Origin of the sequence: Streptomyces sp. A0642 (assembly GCF_004795105.1) — a bacterium.
Taxonomy (GTDB): Bacteria; Actinomycetota; Actinomycetes; order Streptomycetales; family Streptomycetaceae; genus Streptomyces.
Genome location: NZ_SSBL01000009.1, coordinates 66,750 through 86,417 on the forward strand (window position 1 = coordinate 66,750; position 19,668 = coordinate 86,417).

At 73.3% G+C, this 19,668-nt stretch carries 16 protein-coding genes and 1 riboswitch; of the genes, 6 read left to right on the plus strand and 10 right to left on the minus strand.

Translation table 11 applies throughout. The features are described 5' to 3' along the window. Positions 1 to 90 precede the first annotated feature (90 nt). Positions 91 to 600, plus strand: a complete 510-nt coding sequence (locus tag E6R60_RS18070; protein WP_136327607.1) for a DoxX family protein — start codon at positions 91 to 93, stop codon at positions 598 to 600. Here the strand turns inward: E6R60_RS18070 and E6R60_RS18075 are convergent. After that, positions 507 to 770, minus strand: coding sequence for a hypothetical protein (locus tag E6R60_RS18075; RefSeq protein WP_136327608.1), 264 nt, complete (start codon positions 768 to 770; stop codon positions 507 to 509). The two genes, E6R60_RS18070 and E6R60_RS18075, sit on opposite strands and share 94 nt — an antisense overlap. After that, complete coding sequence (locus tag E6R60_RS18080; protein WP_136327609.1) at positions 757 to 2,073, minus strand: PspC domain-containing protein; 1,317 nt, start codon at positions 2,071 to 2,073, stop codon at positions 757 to 759. The genes E6R60_RS18075 and E6R60_RS18080 overlap by 14 nt, the downstream gene beginning before the upstream one ends. Positions 2,074 to 2,245: 172 nt before the next feature. Between E6R60_RS18080 and E6R60_RS18085 the strand changes: the two genes are divergently transcribed. Together E6R60_RS18085 and E6R60_RS18090 are read left to right on the plus strand one after the other, a co-directional pair. Next, positions 2,246 to 3,544, plus strand: a complete 1,299-nt coding sequence (locus E6R60_RS18085; protein ID WP_136327610.1) for an ATP-binding protein — start codon at positions 2,246 to 2,248, stop codon at positions 3,542 to 3,544. Further along, positions 3,528 to 4,232 carry a response regulator transcription factor gene (locus E6R60_RS18090; RefSeq protein WP_136327611.1) on the plus strand — a complete coding sequence of 235 codons (705 nt, stop codon included), beginning with the start codon at positions 3,528 to 3,530 and terminating at the stop codon, positions 4,230 to 4,232. The genes E6R60_RS18085 and E6R60_RS18090 overlap by 17 nt, the downstream gene beginning before the upstream one ends. Before the next feature lie 29 nt (positions 4,233 to 4,261). Here the strand turns inward: E6R60_RS18090 and E6R60_RS18095 are convergent, their stop codons facing one another. Both E6R60_RS18095 and E6R60_RS18100 read right to left on the minus strand, forming a co-directional pair. Continuing rightward, entirely contained in the window at positions 4,262 to 5,029 is a 768-nt protein-coding gene (locus tag E6R60_RS18095; protein ID WP_136327612.1) for a GNAT family N-acetyltransferase, read from the minus strand. 41 nt (positions 5,030 to 5,070) lie between these two features. Beyond that, positions 5,071 to 6,138, minus strand: coding sequence for a C40 family peptidase (locus E6R60_RS18100; RefSeq protein WP_136327613.1), 1,068 nt, complete (start codon positions 6,136 to 6,138; stop codon positions 5,071 to 5,073). A gap of 354 nt (positions 6,139 to 6,492) precedes the next feature. On the opposite strand from E6R60_RS18100, the gene E6R60_RS18105 reads away from it, so the two are divergent. After that, the gene (locus E6R60_RS18105; protein WP_136327614.1) at positions 6,493 to 6,846 is read left to right on the plus strand and encodes a hypothetical protein; all 354 of its coding nucleotides are present in this window, start codon (positions 6,493 to 6,495) and stop codon (positions 6,844 to 6,846) included. A 122-nt stretch (positions 6,847 to 6,968) separates the two neighbouring features. On the opposite strand, the gene E6R60_RS18110 is transcribed toward E6R60_RS18105, so the two are convergent. Continuing rightward, positions 6,969 to 7,871, minus strand: coding sequence for a hypothetical protein (locus tag E6R60_RS18110; protein WP_136327615.1), 903 nt, complete (start codon positions 7,869 to 7,871; stop codon positions 6,969 to 6,971). 377 nt (positions 7,872 to 8,248) lie between these two features. After that, entirely contained in the window at positions 8,249 to 9,412 is a 1,164-nt protein-coding gene (locus tag E6R60_RS18115; RefSeq protein WP_136327616.1) for a C40 family peptidase, read from the minus strand. Next, a riboswitch (cyclic di-AMP (ydaO/yuaA leader) is annotated at positions 9,411 to 9,576 on the minus strand. (Overlaps the previous gene by 2 nt.) Positions 9,577 to 9,835: 259 nt before the next feature. Between E6R60_RS18115 and pcrA the strand changes: the two genes are divergently transcribed. Continuing rightward, on the plus strand, positions 9,836 to 12,274 hold the full coding sequence (pcrA, locus tag E6R60_RS18120) for a DNA helicase PcrA (RefSeq protein WP_136327617.1): 2,439 nt from the start codon (positions 9,836 to 9,838) through the stop codon (positions 12,272 to 12,274). A gap of 55 nt (positions 12,275 to 12,329) precedes the next feature. Here pcrA and E6R60_RS18125 read toward each other — a convergent pair whose 3' ends face one another. Both E6R60_RS18125 and E6R60_RS18130 read right to left on the minus strand, forming a co-directional pair. Continuing rightward, on the minus strand, positions 12,330 to 13,871 hold the full coding sequence (locus tag E6R60_RS18125) for a M23 family metallopeptidase (RefSeq protein WP_136327618.1): 1,542 nt from the start codon (positions 13,869 to 13,871) through the stop codon (positions 12,330 to 12,332). A 285-nt stretch (positions 13,872 to 14,156) separates the two neighbouring features. Further along, a complete protein-coding gene (locus E6R60_RS18130) occupies positions 14,157 to 15,047 on the minus strand; it encodes an alpha/beta fold hydrolase (RefSeq protein WP_136327750.1) in 891 nt (296 codons plus the stop codon). Positions 15,048 to 15,530: 483 nt separating this feature from the next. Between E6R60_RS18130 and E6R60_RS18135 the strand changes: the two genes are divergently transcribed. Continuing rightward, positions 15,531 to 15,944 carry a cobalamin B12-binding domain-containing protein gene (locus E6R60_RS18135; protein WP_136327619.1) on the plus strand — a complete coding sequence of 138 codons (414 nt, stop codon included), beginning with the start codon at positions 15,531 to 15,533 and terminating at the stop codon, positions 15,942 to 15,944. Between the two features lie 585 nt (positions 15,945 to 16,529). On the opposite strand, the gene E6R60_RS18140 is transcribed toward E6R60_RS18135, so the two are convergent. Both E6R60_RS18140 and E6R60_RS18145 read right to left on the minus strand, forming a co-directional pair. Beyond that, entirely contained in the window at positions 16,530 to 18,230 is a 1,701-nt protein-coding gene (locus E6R60_RS18140; protein WP_136327620.1) for a DUF5691 domain-containing protein, read from the minus strand. A 14-nt stretch (positions 18,231 to 18,244) separates the two neighbouring features. Continuing rightward, positions 18,245 to 19,663, minus strand: coding sequence for an SWIM zinc finger family protein (locus E6R60_RS18145; RefSeq protein ID WP_206309449.1), 1,419 nt, complete (start codon positions 19,661 to 19,663; stop codon positions 18,245 to 18,247). Positions 19,664 to 19,668 lie beyond the last annotated feature (5 nt).

Here is a 19,668-nt window from a genome sequence, read left to right on the forward strand (position 1 = left end):
GGGTGACGGATCGAACGGTCCGGCGAGGGTCGAACGGCCCCGTGGACGGACCCGGCGGTCCGGCGGCGGGCCGCGGAAGGCGGGAGAACCATGCGCGGGTACGGCACGAACGGGCGCGGTCTTGGCGAGGCCAGGAGCCTCGGGGAGCTGGCGCGGGAGCACGCCCTGCTGCCCTTGCGGATCTTCCTCGGGGTCACCTTCGTCTACGCCTCGCTCGACAAACTGACCGACAGCGCCTTCTTCCACGCCACGGGGCCGGGATCGATCGGCGAGCAGATGTCCGCCGTCCGCGACTCCGCCGCGATCCCGGCCCTCGTCGACCTCGCCCTGAAGAGCCCGGCCGGCTTCGGGTACGCCATCGCCTTCGGTGAACTCGCCGTCGGCATCGGTACGCTGCTCGGGCTGTGGACCAGGCTCGCGGCACTCGGCGGGGCGCTGATCTCGCTCAGCCTGTGGCTCACCGTCAGCTGGCAGGTGTCGCCGTACTACCTCGGCAACGACCTGATCTACCTCATGGCCTGGCTGCCGCTGCTGCTCGGCGGAGCCGCCTCGTTCTCCGTGGACGCCTTCCTCGCGACGCGGCGGCGGCGGATCCGGTAGTTCACCCAGGTCACCGTGGCGGCCAGCCACAGACCGCCGACGAGGACCGGGACGAAGAAGGTCCACGGGGCGTCCCACATGCCCGCCGCGTCGGCCGCGTAACCGGCCGCCAGCGTCAGCATCACCAGCCCCGCGACGCCCCGCCCGGGCCGGAACTCACGACTTGGCACGGATGACCTCCACCTGTCCGAGACCCACTTCGAGATCGAGCACGACCGTGCCGGCCGGTGTACCGCCCACCGCCGGAGGCAGCGTCCGGTACTCGTTCTGCGAGGGGCGGACGTCCACATCCTCCTGGCGCCGGTCGCCGGGCAGGGTGATGTCACCGATGCCGGCCCGCGCGTGCACCCGCACGGTGGCGGTCTCCGGCACGTGCACGACGATCCGGCCCGCACCGACCTCCACCTCGGTCCTCACCGTCCCGCCCGCGGGCACGGTCACGCGGGCCAGATCCAGCTTCGCCTGCCCGGAGCCCACCTGGTAACGCGGCTGCACCGCGGCGACCGACGCCGGGTGCCACTCCTCGCGCACCCAGTGCGTGGTGATGTCCTTGGGGAGCGCCGACGCCCCCGCCAGCAGACCGGCCGTGATCATCGCCAGCAGGAGCGTGCCGAAACCGGTCCGGCCGGCGAAGGCGGTGATCAGCATCCCCGCCCCGAAGACGGCGAGCGCGGCGGCCAGGCCGATCTGAAGACTCGTGCCGAGCGGGTGGGAGTCCCAGCTCAGGCCCGTCCCCAGCCCGCCGGCGACCATCGCGGTCACGAAGACGGCGCCGCCCACGGACCGCGGCCGCCCCCTGACCTCGCGCGACCGCTGCGGGGGAAGGAAGGGGGTGGCCGCCGCCCCGCGCGCGCCCGGCGCCGGGCCGTCGGCCACGGCGTCCGGCGGGCCCCACAGATAACCGGTCGCGACCGGCCCCGTGGTGCCGTCCTTGACGATCGGGTCGCGCCACCAGGACGGGCCGGACGGCTTCGGCGGGGCCTTCACCTCGGGCGGCGCGTCCGCCACCGCCCGGTCGGCCGCCGGGCTCGTCCCCTCCTGCGGATCGGCCGTCCTGCGGTGCTGCGTCCAGACGGTGAAGCCGATCACTGCGACCGCGAGCATCGCGGAGAACGCCAGCGTGCCGCTGTTGCCCAGCATGGACAGGAACAGACCGCAGCCGATCAGCGCGCACAGCACGGCGATCAGCGACGCCCCCTCGACCCGGCCCGACAGCAGCCGACGCGCCTCGTTCTCCTCGTCGCCCTCCGCGGGGATCAGCAGCCACGCGAAGCCGTAGAAGATCAGTCCGAGGCCGCCGGTCACGGAGAGCACACCGAGCACGATCCGGAAGATCACCGGATCGACGTTGCAGTACCGGCCGAGCCCGCCGCACACCCCGGCCACCACCTTCTGCCGCGGGGTGCGGCACAGCTGCGGTACGGGCCCGGGGGGCGGTGCGCCGCCGGGCGGCGCGTCCTGGGGAACGGTCATGGCTCCATGGTGACGGTCGCCCGACCCGTCCGGCACCCGTCCCGACCCTGGCCGGTCCCTGATATTGGCCCGGCCGACCCTGAGACGGCCGCGCGGCTCCCCCGGGGTCTCAGGGTCGATCTCGGGGCCGACCCTGATGCCACCGCCCGCACGCACGTGTGACGATCGGGTCATGCCAGCCGCCACGCCCCGAGCCGCAAGCTCCCTCGCCCCCGACCCGGAGGAGCCGCCCCGGCGCAAGCTGTACCGCAGCGCCGACGGACGGCTGCTCGGCGGCGTCGCGCGCGGGCTGGCGGGACACCTCGGGCTGCCGGTCGCCTGGGTGCGCTTCGTCTTCCTCGGACTGTTCCTCGCGGACGGCCTCGGCTCGCTCCTGTACGCCGTCTTCTGGATCGTCGTCCCGCTGGGCGTCGGCGGGGTGGACGGCCCGCGCTCCCTCTTCGAGACCGCCCCCGACGGCACCCGCAGACTCCGCAAGCCCGACAAGGGCCAGGTCTTCGCCCTCATCGCGCTGCTCGTCGGCGCCCTGATCTTCGTCGGCAACGTCGACATGGGCGGCAAGGCCGACCGCTACATCTGGCCCACCCTGCTGATCGGCGCAGGTTCCGTCCTGGTGTGGCGCCAGGCGGACAACGCCCGCCGGGCCCGCTGGATGGAGGTCGGCAGCCGCCGCCAGGTCCTGCACCTGGCCCGCGGACTCGCCGGGGTCGCCCTGGTCGGCCTCGGACTCGCCGGATTCATGGTCGTACGGGGCTCCGCCGCCCAGCTGGGCAACGTCATGACCGCGGCGATCGCCGTGCTCACCGGCATCGCCCTGCTGGCCGGCCCCTGGCTCGTCCGCATGACCCAGGACCTCTCCGAGGAACGCCTGATGCGCATCCGGGCCCAGGAGCGCGCGGAGGTCGCCGCCCACGTCCACGACTCGGTGCTCCACACCCTCACCCTGATCCAGCGCAACGCCGAGGACGCGGGCGAGGTCCGCAGGCTCGCCCGGGCCCAGGAACGTGAACTGCGCAACTGGCTGTACAACCCCGGGGGCACGGGCAAGGACGAGGGCGACGAGCCCGAGACCCTGGCCGAGGCCGTCAAGCGGGCCGCGGCCGAGGTCGAGGACAAGCACGGCGTCCCGCTGGAGGTCGTCGTCGTCGGCGACTGCCCGCTCGACGAGAAGCTGACCGCACAGATGCAGGCCGCACGCGAGGCGATGGTCAACGCCGCCAAGTACGGTGGCGAGGGCGGCGCCGTCCAGGTCTACGCGGAGGTCGAGGGCCGCACGGTCTTCGTCTCGGTCCGCGACCGGGGCCCCGGATTCGACCTGGATTCCGTACCGGGGGACAGAATGGGCGTACGAGAGTCAATCATCGGCCGGATGCAGCGCAACGGCGGTACCGCACGGCTGCGTTCGGTGCCCGGCGGGGGCACGGAAGTCGAGCTGGAGATGGAGAGGACGAGCGATGAACGGGACCACTGAGGCGACCGGGGGCCACGAGGGCCCGGAGCGCCGGGTACGAGTCGTGCTCGTCGACGACCACCGGATGTTCCGCACCGGAGTACAGGCCGAGATCGGCCGCACCGAGGAGACCGGGGTCGAGGTCGTCGGCGAGGCCGCCGACGTCGACCAGGCGGTCACCGTCATCACGGCGACCCGCCCCGAGGTCGTGCTCCTCGACGTCCACCTCCCGGGCGGCGGCGGCGTCGAGGTGCTGCGCCGCTGCGCCCCCTTCATGGGCGCGGTCGAGAACCCGGTGCGCTTCCTGGCGCTGTCCGTCTCCGACGCCGCGGAGGACGTCATCGGCGTCATCCGCGGCGGCGCCCGGGGCTACGTCACCAAGACCATCACGGGCGCCGACCTCGTCGACTCGGTGTTCCGGGTCCAGGACGGCGACGCGGTGTTCTCGCCCCGCCTGGCCGGCTTCGTCCTCGACGCCTTCGCCTCGACGGACGCCCCGCCGGTCGACGAGGACCTCGACCGCCTGACGCAGCGCGAGCGCGAGGTGCTGCGGCTGATCGCCCGCGGCTACGCCTACAAGGAGATCGCCAAGCAGCTGTTCATCTCGGTGAAGACGGTCGAGTCCCACGTCTCGGCGGTGCTGCGCAAGCTCCAGCTCTCCAACCGGCACGAGCTGACGCGGTGGGCGACGGCGCGACGGCTGGTCTGAGCCGGCGCGGTCGCGCCCGGCCGCTGACGTCAGGCCCGTTCCGGGTCGAGCGAGATGTTGAGCTTCTCGCCGATCCGGCGGTAGCCGATCCCGGCGTAGATCCGCTCCACGTCGGCGTCGCCCGGCTCCAGCCACACCACCCGGCAGCCCCGTGCGAACGCCGTCTCCGTCAGATGGACGGAGAGCGCGGCCCCGATGCCGCGGCGGCGGAAGTCCGCGGCGACGGCGAGTCCGGCCAGTTCGCTGAGGCCGTCGACGGGGACCGAGCAGCCCCCCGCGCCCGCGGGCGTGCCGTCGACGGTCGCGAGCGCGGCGACCCCGCCGTCCGTCGCGGCGGTGCGCAGCCACTGGACCGTGCCGGGTTCGGGCTCGCCCGTCCCGCCGTAGCCCAGGTGCTGGACGAGCGCGGCGGCGTCGAACTCCGCGTCCGTCGCGGGCTCCGCCATCACCAGGCCGTCCACCGGCTTCGGCGGCAGCAGACCGCCCGGGGCGCAGGCCAGCAGCGGGGCGCGGTTCTCCTCGGTGAACCCGGCGGCCAGCAGCGCGGGTTCCACCGAGGGCGCCCAGGCGGGCAGGTATTCCAGGCGCGGCATCCGGTCCAGGTCGCGGAACGCCGCGATCAGCGCCCCGACTTCGGCGGCCGTCGGCTCGGCCCCCTGGTCGGGGATCGCGTAGTTGGCGTACTTCAGCGACCAGCCGGGGTTGTAGCGGATCGCGAACGGGCCGACCCGGACGTGGTCCGGGGAGCGCAGGGTGAGCGTGCGGGCGTGGGTCTGGACGTCGACGTCCATGGGCATGGGTGGGTGTCCTTCGGGCAGTTGGCTCGGAAGGCGGGAGCCTATGCCACCCGGGTCGCGCCCGCGAAGGGCATCTGGTCGATCGGGGCGATGCGGACCGGGGCGCCGGGGCGCGGGGCGTGGATCATCTGGCCGTTGCCGATGTAGAGGCCGACATGGCTGATGCCCGAGTAGAAGAACACCAGGTCCCCGGGGGCGAGTTCGGAGCGCGAGACGCGCGTGCCCGCCCCGATCTGCGTGTACGTGGTCCGGGGGAGCGAGACGCCCGCGGAGCGCCAGGCGGCCTGCGTCAGGCCGGAGCAGTCGAACGAGGAGGGTCCGGTGGCGCCCCAGACGTACGGCTTGCCCAGGGCGGTGTACGCGAAGGCGACTGCCGCGGCGGCACGGGAGTTGGGCGCCTGGGCCGAGCCGCGCGGGGCGCTGCGGCCGGCGTGGACGCCGCCGCGGCCGCCGTCGGAGGCCGGGGACGCGCCCTCGGAGGCCTCGTACGAGGCGCGGTCGGCGGGGGAGAGGCGGGCGAGCAGCTGCCGGGCCTCGGCGAGCTTGGTGCGGACCGTGGCCTTGTGCTCCTTCAGGGCCGCCTGGCGGCTCGCGAGCTCCGTCAGCTGACCGGCGGCCTCGGCGCGGACCTGGGCCACGTCCGCGACCTGGCGCTGAACGGTGCGCACCTCGGTGGCGCGGCGCAGGCCGGCCCGCTCCACGTAGGAGGCGCGCTGGAGGTACTGGTCGGGGTCGGAGGAGAGCGCCAGCTGCACGGCGGGGTCGATTCCGCCGGAGCGGTACTGCGCGGCGGCGTACGAACCGAGCGCGTCCCGGGCGGCGTTGAGGCGTTCGGTCCGGCGGGCGGCCTCGTCGCGCAGGGCGTCCACGGACTTCTCGGCGGCGGCGGCCTTCACCTTGGCCCCGTTGTACTGCTCGGTGGCGACCTCCGCCTCCCGGTACAGCCGGTCCACCTCGGCCTTCACCTGGGCGGGGGTCGGCGCCGGATCGGCGTGCGCGGATCCCGGCAACGCGGCAGCGGTCGCGGCCCCGGCGAAGGCCAGTGTCGCTGCGGTGCGGGCAGCAGAGCCGGTGTACGGGCGCCGCTTGGGTTTCCGGTGCGCTGCCACGAGGGCGGGCGTCCTTCCTCTCGACAGCCCGCCGGGGTCTACCGACGGGCCCGCCCGGTCCGTCGGCGGGCCGCCGACAGGGAGCGGCCCGGCGCCGAACCTCGGCGGGGTGACCGGGGAACGCCGCCCGGGTACGGATCGGCACTGTGCCGGCCACCTGGATAGGGACGCTAAACCCGGGACACGGGGAAGAGTTGTCATGACGCTTATTGTGTGAATTTGGCGTTGCGTTGTCGTCTGGCGATCGGGGAAATTGCATCAGAGTCAGGCAATCGGTACATCTCGCGGTCAGGTGATCACTCACTACCACCTGGCTGTGAAGTGCTGATATGGCCGGGGCTAGGCTGCGGAACCATGCGCGTACTCATCGATGTCTTCGTCGCCCTGCACATCATCGGCATCGCCTCCCTGCTGGGCGGATTCCTCACCCAGATGAAGGCGATGGGTGCGGGTACGGCACGGTTCGTCCCGGCCATGCTGCACGGCGCGCTGACCATGCTCGTCACCGGAATCGCCCTGGTCGGCCTCGACCAGGCCGACGACCACCCCGTGAACAACGTCAAGATCGGCATCAAGCTGCTGATCCTGGTCGTGATCCTGGGACTCGTCTACGTCAAGCGCGACGAGGAGAAGGTCGACAAGGGCCTCTTCGCGGCGGTCGGCGGACTGACGATCGTCAACATCTTCATCGCCACGCTCTGGACCTGAGCGACCGGCCGCCGGGGCCGGGGGACCGGCGCTCGTCTTCGTCGCCCCGCCCCCGAACGGAGCGACCGCACGCCGGGGCCGGGGGCCGCGGGGCGAGCGCCTGACGCCGGCGGGGCGGGCCCCTACGGCGCCGCGTCCCAGTCGACCTGCCGGCCCTCCCGCCGCAGCGCCTCCTCGACGCCCGCCCAGTCCTCGGCCCACTCGCCCACGCACTCCCGCGTCATCGCCGGATCGGCGGCCACGAGGATGTCCACCCCGGCCGCCCCGGCCCGCTCCTCGGCGGTCGTGGCCGGATCGGTCAGCCGGTCGACGCGGAGGTAGCGGCCCGCGTCCGAGCCCGAGGTGATCCGCCCGACCACCCCGTACCGGGCGCGCTGCTCGGCCGCCGCCACATCGCCGCGGTCGGCGGTGGCCGTGACCCGGGGCCGGTACGGACCGGCCCCCACGGGCGCCCCGTCGCCGAGGCCGTAGCGGACCTCCGCCGCGGTCAGCCGCTCGCGGCCCGTCTCGGCGGCCGACGCGCGCAGCCCGTGGACGTGCAGGGTCTGCTCCTCGGGGCTCCAGGACATGATCCGCTCGGCGTCCCGGTCCTGGATCACGTCCTCCTCGGCGGCCGTCGCGCCGTCCCCCGCGTCCAGGGCCCGGGCGAGCGCCCGCGCGGACTGGGAGGGGCCGACCGCGCCGTCGGGTCCCTGGTCGATGAGCATCGCCACCCCGGCGCACAGGGCCCTGAGCCCGAGCACCGCCGCAGCCGTGAGGCCGTCCGGCCGGAGCTCCGGAGCGAGTTCGGGAAACACGCTCAGCCGGCGGTGCATGGCGGCGGCCGCGTCCTCGTCCGGCGGCGCGATCTCCCACAGCAGCTCCAGGGCGGCCACGCAGGTGTCCTGGTCCTCCGTGCGCCCCTCGTCGGAGAGATACCGCAGGAGCACTCCCGCGGTGCGCTCGGCGCAGGCCGCCGAGAACAGCCTGGCCTGGCGGAAGCTCCCGAGGAAGGCCACACCCCGCACGCTTTCCAAGATCTTCACGGTCGTCCGCTCCTGCCGGCTGCTCGTCCGGTGTGGGGTGCCCGCCCGGCGCCGGGCGCCTTCCGCACGGTACCCGGCACGGGTCGGGCCACGGCCGCGTCCCGTACGTGCGTCCGCCCGGCCCGGTCGTGTCGCCGTTGACCGCACCCTCGAAGCCCTTGACGACCGGCCCGCCCACGCCGCCGGCCCGGACCCGTCACGCGCGCTTCCGTACGCGGCGCCGCGCGCCCCGCCCGCCGGCGTGCCCGGCGTCGTGATTCCCCGCCGCGGGCGGCACGAAACGGCGTCGGCGGCCCCGCGAGGCGCACACCCCGGGCCCGTGGTCCCCGTGCACGAACCCCGCGGGGCAGCTCCGGCGCGTCTGCCGCCGGGGGGTTCTAGGCGGGCCGCACGCTCCCGTAGATGGGCATGTAGAAGATCGACTCCTCGCGCACGTTCGCCCCGGGCTTCGGCGCGTGGATCATCATGCCGTCGCCCTTGTAGATGCCGACGTGGCTGATGTCGTCGTAGAAGAAGACCAGGTCCCCCGGCTGCAGATCCGCCGTGGCGATCCGGGTGCCCACGTTCACCTGGTCCCAGGTGGTCCGCGGGATGTCGACGCCGGCCGCCTTCCAGGCCGCCTGGGTGAGCCCCGAGCAGTCGTACGAGGCCGGGCCGGTCGCCCCCCAGACGTACGGCTTGCCGAGCTGCGCCCTGGCGAAGGCCATGACCTTCTCCGCCTTGGTCGAGGCGTCGGCGTCCGCACCCGTGCCGGAGCCCGTGCCCGTCCCGGTGCCCGTGCCGCTGCCGGCCTCGTCGGCGGCAGCCTTGGCCTCGCGCGCGGCCTGGGCCTTCGCGGCGGCCTGCTTCTTCGCCAGTTCCGCCGCCCTGCGCCTGGCCTCCGCCTCCTTCTTGCGCTCCAGCTCGGCCAGCCGCGCCTTCTCCTCCGCGGTCAGCTTCGACAGCAGGGCGCGGGCCTCGGACAGCTTCGTCTGGACGTTCTGCTTGCTGGTGCGCAGCGTCGTCTGCGACTCGGTGAGCGTCTCCAGGCTCACCACGGCCTCGGCCCGCTGCTCGGACGCCTTCGCCTGCTGCGTACGGAAGTCCGACACGGCGCGCTGCTGCCGCTCGGTCATCCGGTCCATGAGGTGCGTCTGGTCGAAGAACGACTGCGGGTCGTCGGCCAGGAAGAACGTGGCGGTCGGGGCGAGGGTGCCACCGCGGTACTGGGCGGCGGCGTACGTGCCCAGCGTCCTGCGGGCCTCGTTCAGCTTCTCGGTGCGCTGGGCGACGTCGTCCAGCAGGATGTCCACCTTGGAGCGCTGCTTGGCCGTCGCCTCCTTCGCCTGGTTGTACTGCTGCGTCGCGGTGCCCGCCTGGCGGTAGAGGTCGTCGACCTTCTTCTGTACGTCCTCGATGCTGGGCTTGGGGGCCGGTGCGGCCAGTGCGCTCTGCGTGGACAGCAGGGTCACCGACGCCAGTGCGGCCGTCGTGAACCCGACGGCGGGGCCGGTACTGCGCAGGGGGGTGCGCGGTTTGCGATGCGATGCCAAGGCCGGCATCTCCTTCCGTGGACCGCCTACCGGGTTAGCTGTCGGGTTCGGGCGGAACGGAAGGCTGCCCTACGGTCCTGGTGGGGGGTTGTGGACCGATTCACCCCGGTGATGCGTGTGGGTCCCCGGTTCCCGGCTCCACGAGGGCAGCCCGGATTCGGCGTGGACGCCCGCTCGGCGTGGATCGCCTCTTGGGGGTACGGGCCGCCCGAACGAGCACGCTAGCCAAGACATGGTGCCGCTGTGAAGGTTGATGTTCGATATGCCCGATACATTTTCGTGACCTGGGCGGATCCGGGTGCGGTGGGCGGGCGGGGCCCGGGATTCCCGGACGCGGTGCGGTCCGGCGGTCGCTCTGTGTGCGCGGTCGCGGGTGCCTGGTTCGTCACTCCGCACCTGAGTGTCAGTGCGCACGCCTAGACTCGGGAGGCGATGAGCAGCCTCTTTGACGACAGCTTCCTGGCCGGCCTCCAGCACACGGAGGAAGGACCCCCGCCGCCCCCCGAGGACTCCGCACCCGAAGTGGTGCCGGAGGGCCTCTTCGCGGGCGTGTTCGAGGGGCCCCCGCCGCCCCGCGACGCGTACTACCGCGACGGGGCCCACCGCCCCGTGATCGACGCGGCCGCGCTGCTCGAAGGGCTGAACACCGAGCAGCGCGCGGCCGTCGTACACGCCGGGTCCCCGCTGCTCATCGTCGCCGGCGCCGGTTCGGGCAAGACCCGCGTGCTGACCCACCGCATCGCCCACCTGCTGGCCGAGCGCGGGGTGCACCCGGGCCAGATCCTGGCGATCACCTTCACCAACAAGGCCGCCGGCGAGATGAAGGAGCGCGTCGAACAGCTCGTCGGGCCCCGGGCCAACGCCATGTGGGTCATGACGTTCCACAGCGCGTGCGTACGGATCCTGCGCCGCGAGTCGAAGCGGCTCGGCTTCACCTCCTCGTTCTCGATCTACGACGCGGCCGACTCCAAGCGGCTGATGGCCCTGGTCTGCCGGGATCTCGACCTCGACCCGAAGCGCTTCCCGCCGAAGTCGTTCACGGCGAAGGTCTCGAACCTGAAGAACGAGCTGATCGACGAGGAGACCTTCGCCGGCCAGGCGACGGACGGTTTCGAGAAGACCCTCGCCCAGGCGTACGCGCTGTACCAGGCCCGGCTGCGCGAGGCCAACGCCCTGGATTTCGACGACATCATCATGACGACGGTGCACCTGCTCCAGGCGTTCCCGGACGTCGCGGAGCACTACCGCCGCCGCTTCCGCCACGTCCTCGTCGACGAGTACCAGGACACCAACCACGCCCAGTACACCCTCGTACGGGAACTGGTCGGCCCGGCCGGTCCCGAGAACGGCCCGGCGGAGCTGTGCGTCGTGGGTGACGCGGACCAGTCGATCTACGCCTTCCGCGGCGCGACCATCCGCAACATCCTCCAGTTCGAGGAGGACTACCCCGACGCCACGACGATCATGCTGGAGCAGAACTACCGCTCCACGCAGACGATCCTGTCCGCGGCCAACGCGGTGATCGAACGCAACGAGAGCCGCCGCCCGAAGAACCTGTGGACCAACGCGGGCGCCGGCACCAGGATCACCGGATACGTCGCGGACACCGAGCACGACGAGGCCCAGTTCGTCGCCGACGAGATCGACCGGCTCACCGACGCCGGGGACGCGAAGGCGGGCGACGTCGCCGTCTTCTACCGGACGAACGCCCAGTCCCGTGTCTTCGAGGAGATCTTCATCCGCGTCGGACTGCCCTACAAGGTGGTCGGCGGCGTGCGCTTCTACGAGCGCAAGGAGGTCAGGGACGTCCTGGCCTACCTCCGGGTCCTCTCCAACCCCGAGGACACCGTCCCGCTCCGGCGCATCCTGAACGTGCCCAAGCGCGGCATCGGCGACCGCGCCGAGGCGATGATCGACGCGCTGTCGATGCGCGAGAAGATCTCCTTCCCGCAGGCACTGCGCCGCGTCGACGAGGCGTACGGCATGGCCGCCCGCTCGGCCAACGCCGTCAAGCGGTTCAACACGCTGATGGAGGAGCTCCGCACGGTCGTGGAGTCCGGCGCCGGACCGGCGGTCGTGGTGGAGGCCGTCATGGAGCGGACCGGCTATCTCGCCGAACTCCAGGCGTCCACCGACCCGCAGGACGAGACCCGCATCGAGAACCTTCAGGAACTCGCCTCCGTCGCCCTCGAGTTCGAGCAGGAGCGGGCGGAGGACGAGGGCGCGGGCACCCTGGCCGAATTCCTGGAGAAGGTCGCGCTCGTCGCCGACGCCGACCAGATCCCCGACGAGGACGAGGACGGCTCCGGCGTCGTCACGCTGATGACGCTGCACACCGCCAAGGGCCTCGAGTTCCCGGTGGTCTTCCTGACCGGCATGGAGGACGGCGTCTTCCCGCACATGCGGGCGCTGGGCCAGGTCAAGGAGCTGGAGGAGGAGCGCCGCCTGGCGTACGTCGGCATCACACGCGCCCGTGAGCGGCTCTACCTCACCCGGGCTGCCATGCGCAGCGCCTGGGGCCAGCCCTCGTACAACCCGCCGTCGCGGTTCCTCGAGGAGATCCCGGACCAGCACCTGGAATGGAAGCGCAAGGGCCCGATGGCGGCCGCGGCCGGACCGACGTCGGGCATCACCTCATCGCTCTCCGCGTCGCGCGCTCGCTCCGGCCCCTCGGGCTTCGCGACCCGTCGCACCTCGGACAAGCCGACGATCACGCTGGTGGCCGGCGACCGGGTGACCCACGACCAGTTCGGTCTGGGCACGGTGACGGCGGTCGAGGGCATCGGGGACCAGGCGAAGGCCACGGTCGACTTCGGCGACGAGCGCCCGAAGAAGCTGCTGCTGCGGTACGCACCGGTCGAGAAGCTGTAGCGGGCGGACCGGCCGGGGTGTCACCGCCCGGCCGGTTCCCGTCGGCGTGCGCCGGTCAGTTGGGGTTGACGTTGTGGCTGCGGAGCCACGGCAGCGGGTCGATGGCCGCGCCGCCGCCGGGCCGCACCTCGAAGTGCAGGTGCGGGCCGGTCGAGTTGCCGGAGTCACCGGAGTACGCGATGACGTCGCCGGCCTTGACCGGACCCGATCGGATCCGGGTGCTGCTGAGGTGGCAGTACCAGGTCTCGGTGCCGTCGGCGGCGGTGACGATCGCCATGTTTCCGTAGGCGCTGTTGATCTGCGTGCGTACGGTGCCGTCCGTCGCCGACATCACGGGTGTGCCGTAGTCGACGGGGAAGTCGATGCCCGTGTGCACCGACATCCAGTTGACGCCCGCCTGGCCGAAGTACGCGCTGAGCCGGTGATTCATGACCGGCATGACGAACTTGGGGCGCAGGGCCTCCTTGCGGGCGGCCTCCGCCAGACGCCTCTTCTTCTCGGCTGCCTGCCGCTCCTTCAGGTCGAGGCGCTCCTGGGTGCGGCTGGCGCGATCGGCGAAGTTCTCCGCGTCGGCGCTGAGGTTGGCCAGCTGGGTGTCGAGCTTGTTGTTGGCCGCGACGGGCTTGACCGTGCCGGGGTCGGCGGCCGCCATCGCCGTGGTCTCGTCCTTCTTCTCCTCGCCGCCGCCCATACCGCCCACGGAGGCCGCGGCGATTCCCGCCACGCTCATCACACAGGCGGAGGGAACGGCGACGGTGAGGAGCGCGGAACGCTTCGCGGGAGAGCGCCTGCGGCTTCGGCTTCCGCCGCTGCGGGCGGCGGTGCGGCCTGCGGGGCGGTGACCGGCGGCCGGGGCGGCCGCGGCCGCGGAGTCCTCGTCCTCGGCGGGGCCGTCGGCGGCCTCCGGGTCGAGGTCCGTCTCCGGGACACTGAACTCGGCGGTCCTGTACGGCTCCGGCTCGTAGGAATCGTACGAGTCGAAGGCGGGCTGCGCCTCGTAGTCCTCGGTGGCGGCGTAGGAGTGCTGGCCCGTTTGTTCGACCTCGTACGGCGATGTCTCGGCGGGCTCGGTTCGCTGTTCGTGCTCGGGCGTGGCGCCGGTGTTCCAGGCGGTGGCGTCGTAGGCGCCGGTGTCGTAACCCGTCGTGCCGGCGTCGGTCCACTGGCCGTTCTGCTGCCAGGCGGTGGTGTCCCACTGGCCGGAGGAGTCGGGGGCGGGGTGCTGGGCCGGGACCGTGGGGCCGTAGCCGCCGTCCGCCGGGACCCAGGTCGCGCCGGTGTCGTACGGCGAGGCGCCGTCGTACGGGTGGTGATGCTCCTGCTGGGGCTGCGCGGTGTAGGCCGTGTACTCGGCGGAGTGGCCGTACGCGGCGGTGTGGTGCGCGCCCGTGTCCCATGGGGAGGAGTCGTACGTGCCGCTGTGGCCGGTCTGGTCGCCGCCGTACGGGGCGGCGTAGCCCGTCGTGGTCTCGTACGAGCCGTCGTGCCGGTCGTCGTACGTGCCGGGGAGGGAGCCGAAGAGCGGGTCGCTGTCGAAGCCGCCCGTGGAGTGACCGTCGTATCCGGCGTACCCGGCGTGGGGGTGCTGGTCGTTCACCAACTTCTCTCTCGCCTCGGCAGCAGGGCCAGTGTGTCCGGGGTCCAGGGGGGACGCCTTGGGACAGCAGTGGCCGCGACTGTACCCGGCGGTATGCGACGCCGACAATCTTCGGCGGCCCCCGAGCGCTCAGGAAACGGGCAATCGGCCGCCTTTCGGAGGGCCGCTCACACAGCCTTGGCTCTATGTTCGAAATTCGTTCTATTCACGGGCGGTGTGCGGCGTTGACGGCACGGGCTGCGGCTTCCGAAATCCACGGATTCAGGCGGATTGAGAAGGACCGGTTCACGCCACGGAGGCGGCGTCGGCGGACCCCTGGGCCGACGCGGACGCATCGAGCGCCTCGCGGACACCGGCGGCCACAGCGGGGTGCACGGGCAGGGCGAGATGCCCGACGCCGCTGACGCGTACGTTCACCGCGTCCAGATCCGGGTGGTCGATGCAGGCCGCCTCGACCGGGACGATCACCTGGTCCAGCTCGCTCCAGAAGCTGACGAACCGGGTGCGGCAGCCGGGCGCGGGCAGCCGCAGTTCCTCGATCGGCACCGAGCCGCTGCGCATCTGGCGCACGATGGGGTGAGCGGCGGCCAGCGGGGCGACGGCGGTGCCGCCGTGCGGTGTGCCGAGGGTGACGAGCGTACGGACCCGTCGGTCGCCGCCCAGCCGCTGGACGTAGTACCGCGCTATCAGGCCGCCGAGGCTGTGCCCGACGATGTCGACCTCGCGATGGCCGGTGCGGGCGCAGATCTCCTCGATATGGCGGTCGAGCAGTTCGGCGGCCGTGCGGATGTCGCAGGTCAGCGGGGAGTAGTTGAGCGACTCCAGGTGGTGCCAGCCGTACCTGGCCAGCGAGCGGCGCAGCAGGACGAAGACGGACCGGTTGTCGATGAAGCCGTGCAGGAGCACGACGGGCGGCCGCTCGGGGGCGGTGGGGAGGGCGGTGGTCCCCGCGGGAGCGGTCGTCGGGGAGGAGGCGGGGCCGGTCCGTCCCGAGGTGCCGCCTTCCGCCCCTCCGCCTTCCGCCCCTCCGCCTTCCGCCCCTCCGGCTGCCGGGCCGGCCGCGGGGTGCCGCTCGCCGGTGATGCCCGTGGGATACAGGAGCGTGTGCCCGGCGAGGACCACGAGCTCCAGGGCGGTGGCCCTCAGCAGGGCCGCGGGCAGCCGGGTGGACGGCATCCGGGCGGACGGCAGCCAGGTGGCGCCCGTACACAGCCGGCGCAGCAGTAGGGGAAGGAAAGGCAGGGTCTTCACGGTCGACCTCCCGCTCCGGCACCCGGGGAGAAGCGGCTCGCTGCCCCGTTTGCCCTCGTGGGGCCCCGTGTCGGAGGTCCGGGCCCGGCCGGTCGCCGTCCCGGGACCGCCGCCCGCCGTGACCTCCGGATCACCTCCTGTGACCGGCGGCCGGACGGATGGCGAGCCGTGTCACCGTGCCGTGCGGCTGACGGCGCGGTGACACGGCGACCTCGTCGCGGCTCCCCTGGCGGCCGGTCCCGCACGGCATGGCTGCCGCGTGCTGCAGGAACGGTGCCCGGTGAACATGTCCCACGTGTGATTTCCCCCTCCCCGTCCACCGCGAAACTGCGGCTTGCGGGATGCTGTCGATAACGTTCGTTCACATCCCCGGGCCTTCAGGCACGGGAGACGCGTGTGGAGGCAGTGATGGGTGTGACCGGTCCGATCCGTGTGGTGGTGGCCAAGCCGGGCCTCGACGGCCATGACCGCGGGGCCAAGGTGATCGCGCGAGCGCTGCGTGACGCCGGTATGGAGGTCATCTACACGGGGCTCCACCAGACGCCCGAGCAGATCGTCGACACCGCGATCCAGGAGGACGCCGACGCCATCGGCCTCTCGATCCTCTCCGGTGCGCACAACACGCTCTTCGCGAAGGTGATCGAGCTGCTGAAGGAGCGCGAGGCAGCGGACATCAAGGTCTTCGGCGGCGGGATCATCCCGGAGGCGGACATCGCACCGCTGAAGGAGCAGGGTGTCGCGGAAATCTTCACGCCGGGTGCGACGACGGTCGCCATCGTCGACTGGGTCAACGCGAACGTCCGCCAGCCGGCGGAGGCCTGAGCGGCCTCGCCGGGAGGCGGGGCTGAGCTGCTTGGCCGGGCGATGGAGAGTTGAGGTGCCTCGTCGGGCGGCGGAGGTCTGAGCTGCTTCGCCGGTCGGCGGCGGGTTGAGCGGCTTGGCGGGGCGGCGGGGGCCTGAGGGGCTTCGCCGGGTGGCGGGGCTGAGTCGCCTGCGGGCGATAGAGGTTGAGCTGCTTGGTCGGGCGGCGGAGGTCTGAGCTGCTTCGCCGGTCGGCGGGGCCTGAGGTGCTTGGCCGGTCGGCGAGGCTGAGTCGCCTGCGGCCGATGGAGACCTGAGCCGCCTCGCCGACTCGCGAAGGCTGAGCCGGTGGCGGGCTCGGGGCCGGGTGTGGCTGGCCCCCGAGCCGTTACGCGGTCCGGCGCGCTGCGTGCCGGACCGCGTCGGCCGGCTCCAGGGCGGCCGGCGGCAGGACTGCCCGGTGCCGGGCTGCGCCGGGCCGTCTGGTGGGGCTGCCCCGGGCCGTCTGCCCCGCGCCTGGCCGGGACGGGAGCAAGCCGCATCCGACCGGACACCGGCTTAGGCCCCCACCGCCCGGCCGGATGCGGCGAGTCGCCGCCCGCCTGGTCAGGGGGCCGGTATCAGCTCCCGGTCCATCGCCGCGCGCAGCCGCAAGGTGGAGACCAGGCGCTGGAACGCCTCCGACCAGTAGCCGTTCGCACCCGGTGAGGCGTCCGCGGGCTCGTCGGGCGTGGTGGTGAGCACTTCCAGGCGGTCCGCCTCGGCCGGGTTCAGGCAGCGTTCGGCGAGGCCCATCACCCCGCTGAAGCTCCAGGGGTAACTGCCCGCGTCCCGGGCGATGTCGAGGGCGTCCACGACGGACCGCCCCAACGGCTCCGCCCAGGGGGTCGGGCAGACGCCCAGCAGCTGGAACGCCTCCGACAGGCCATGGGCCGCGATGAACCCGGCCACCCAGTCGGCCCGTTCGGCGGCGGGCAGTACGGCCAGGAGCTTCGACCGCTCGGCGAGGGACGCCGTGCCGGGACCGTTCGACGGAGGGGTCGACGGGGCGCCGAGCAGCGCCCGCGCCCAGTCGGGGTCGCGCTGGCGCACCGCCGCCCGGCACCAGGCCGCGTGCAGTTCCTCACCCCAGCCGTCGGCCACGGGCAGTTCCACGATCTCCTCGGCGGAACGGCCGCCGAAGCGCGCCGGCCACACGGACAGCGGCGAGGATTCCACCAGTTGGCCCAGCCACCACGACCGCTCACCCCGCCCGGACGGCGGAACGGCCACCACGCCGTCGCGCTGCATCGCCGCATCGCATTCGTGAGGGGCCTCGACGGCCACGGACGCACCGGTGCCGGTGAGCCCGGGGCTGACGCAGGACAGGGCGCGGGCGGCCATCCGACGGGCCAGCGCCGATTCGGGCAGGGCGGACAGCAACTCCGCGGCCGTGGCACGCACGTTGCGGCTGCGGTCGGCGAGGCCCTGCTCCAGGAACTCCTCGTCGGCTCCGGACAGCCCGGTGCGCAGCGAGTCGAGGAACATCAGCCGGTCCTCGGCCCGCTCCGTGGACCAGGTGGTGGCGAGCAGAGCGCGGGCGGCGTCCGCGTCATGCGTCCGTACGGCGGACAGCAGGGCGACGCGCTCGGCGAACAGGCCCTCCTCCCACAGACGGCGCACCGCCTCCCGGTCCGTCACCTCGGGCAGCAGCGCACTGCCGGACGCGCCCCGCAGCGCGAACTTCCAGTCGGGGTTCAGCCCGGCCAGCCACAGCCCGCGCGGCCCGGCGAACGTCAGGGCCTGCGGCCGCAGATCGGTACGCGCCCGGGCCGCGTCCAGCAGGGGCGGCAACGCGGCGTCCGGGGCCCGGTATCCGTACTGATTGGCGACGGCGAGCCACTGCGGGATCAGTTCCGTGAGGTCGGGAGCCGTGCCGCGTCGGCCTCCCGAACCGCTGGGCGCCGCCCGGTCCGCGAGCAGCTGCGCCAGTCTGCTCCTGGCGGCCTCAGGAAGCGCCGGCCGCGGGTCCGCGGGCGCGGGAGCGGGCCGCGGCCCGGCGGGGGCGGGCAGCAGACCCGCCCGGCGCCGCACGGTGTGCAGCGCGGCGGCGTCCAGCAGTGCGGCCGCGGCGGCGTCCGGGCCGGTGCCGGACGATGCTCCGGACGGACGGCGGTCCGTGCCGAGCAGCGCCGAGGTGACGAGTTCCTCCCACGGCGGGGTCACCGGTCCGCCGGCAGGCGCGGCGGGGGAAGAACCGGTCCGGGTCGCAGTCCTGCGGGCGGCCGTGCGGGGGGTGGTGGGCACGGCGGTGGTGGTGCGGGGCATCGTTCCTCCTCCAGTCAGATGAGCGGCACGGCGCCGGTGTCCGGCCGGGCGTGCGACGACGGATCAGCCGACCCGGCGCCGCCGGCCCCGCCTTCGGACGGCCATGCCGCGAGGGGGTCGAAGCCGCGGTGGCCGCACTCACCGAAGACGGTGACCGGGCCGCCGCCGGAGAGCGCGACGAGCTTCCACAGCGCCGGCCGGGACAGGGCCGCGGTGGCGACGGGCAGGGCGGCATCGCCGTGCGCGTCCGCCAGTTGCCAGCCGCCCGGGGACGGCACGGGTATGACATCGCTCAGCGTCACCGGCCAGGAGTCCAGCCACGGGTCCGCGCTCAGTGCCCCGCCGTACGCGGCGATCGCCCCGCCGACCGGGACACCGGGCGGCGGCGGTCCGGCCGCCAGGGGCACACCGAACTGCTCGCCCAGCTCCGCACGCAGCTGTCCGGAACCGGGGTGGAACGTGAGCTCGGCATCGAGCGTGGACCCGACGGGCAGCGCCTGCGCGGGGGAGCGCCCCGCGGCCCCGAAGGACAGCAGCAGCGCGATGCGGGCCGAGCCCCTGCCGTACAGCCAGATGCGCCGCGTGACGATCTTGCCCTCCGGCGTGTCGTACTGCGCGAGGACCAGCCACTGATCACGCACCGGCGGTCCTTCGGCGGCGGCCGTCAGGCCCACGCGGGTCCGGATCGTCGCCGCCAGCGGCTGCGGGAGCCGGTCGATGCCCAGCCACGCCGTGTCCAGCAGGTGGAGCAGCGCGCACTCCTCCAGCAGCCGCACCGGCCAGCCCGGCCCGGAGGCCGGGATCGCGCCCAGCTCCCGCACGCGGCCCGCCAGACCGGGCGCCTGCGCGTCGACCATGCGGGCGGCCGTCTCCTCCCAGAGTCCGTATCCCGCCTGCTCGGCCGCGGCCAGCCCGCCACGCAGCAGGTCGGTCAGGCGCTGCTCCAGCTCCTGAGCACCGCCGCCGATCCGCTCCGCGCGGCGCTCGGCGCGGCGCCGGGCGGCCTCCGGATCGGCCGGTCCGCCGCCCGCGGCCTGTTCCTTGACCTGGGCGCGGGCGCGACGGCCCACCAGCCACTCGCCCGCCCAGTCGGGCGGATCGCCGGCGGGAACCGCCGATTTCTCGGACGCGTGGAGCAGCAGCAGGCCCAGCGCGTGCTTGCAGGGAAACTTCCGGCTGGGGCAACTGCACTTGTACGCGGGGCCCGTCGTGTCGATCACCGTCCGGTACGGCGTGCGCCCGCTTCCCCGGCACAGCCCCCACACCGCGCCCGAACCGTCCCCGCCGGTCTCCGACCAGGGACCGGCCGAACCCAGCTTGTTGCCCGCCTTGCGTGAAGCGTCGTCAGGAGCCAGGGCCAGGACCTGCTCCACCGTCAGGTGCGCCGCCGGAGCAGCGGCGCCCAAGGGTTTTCCCCCGTCAGTCAGCAGCATGGGTA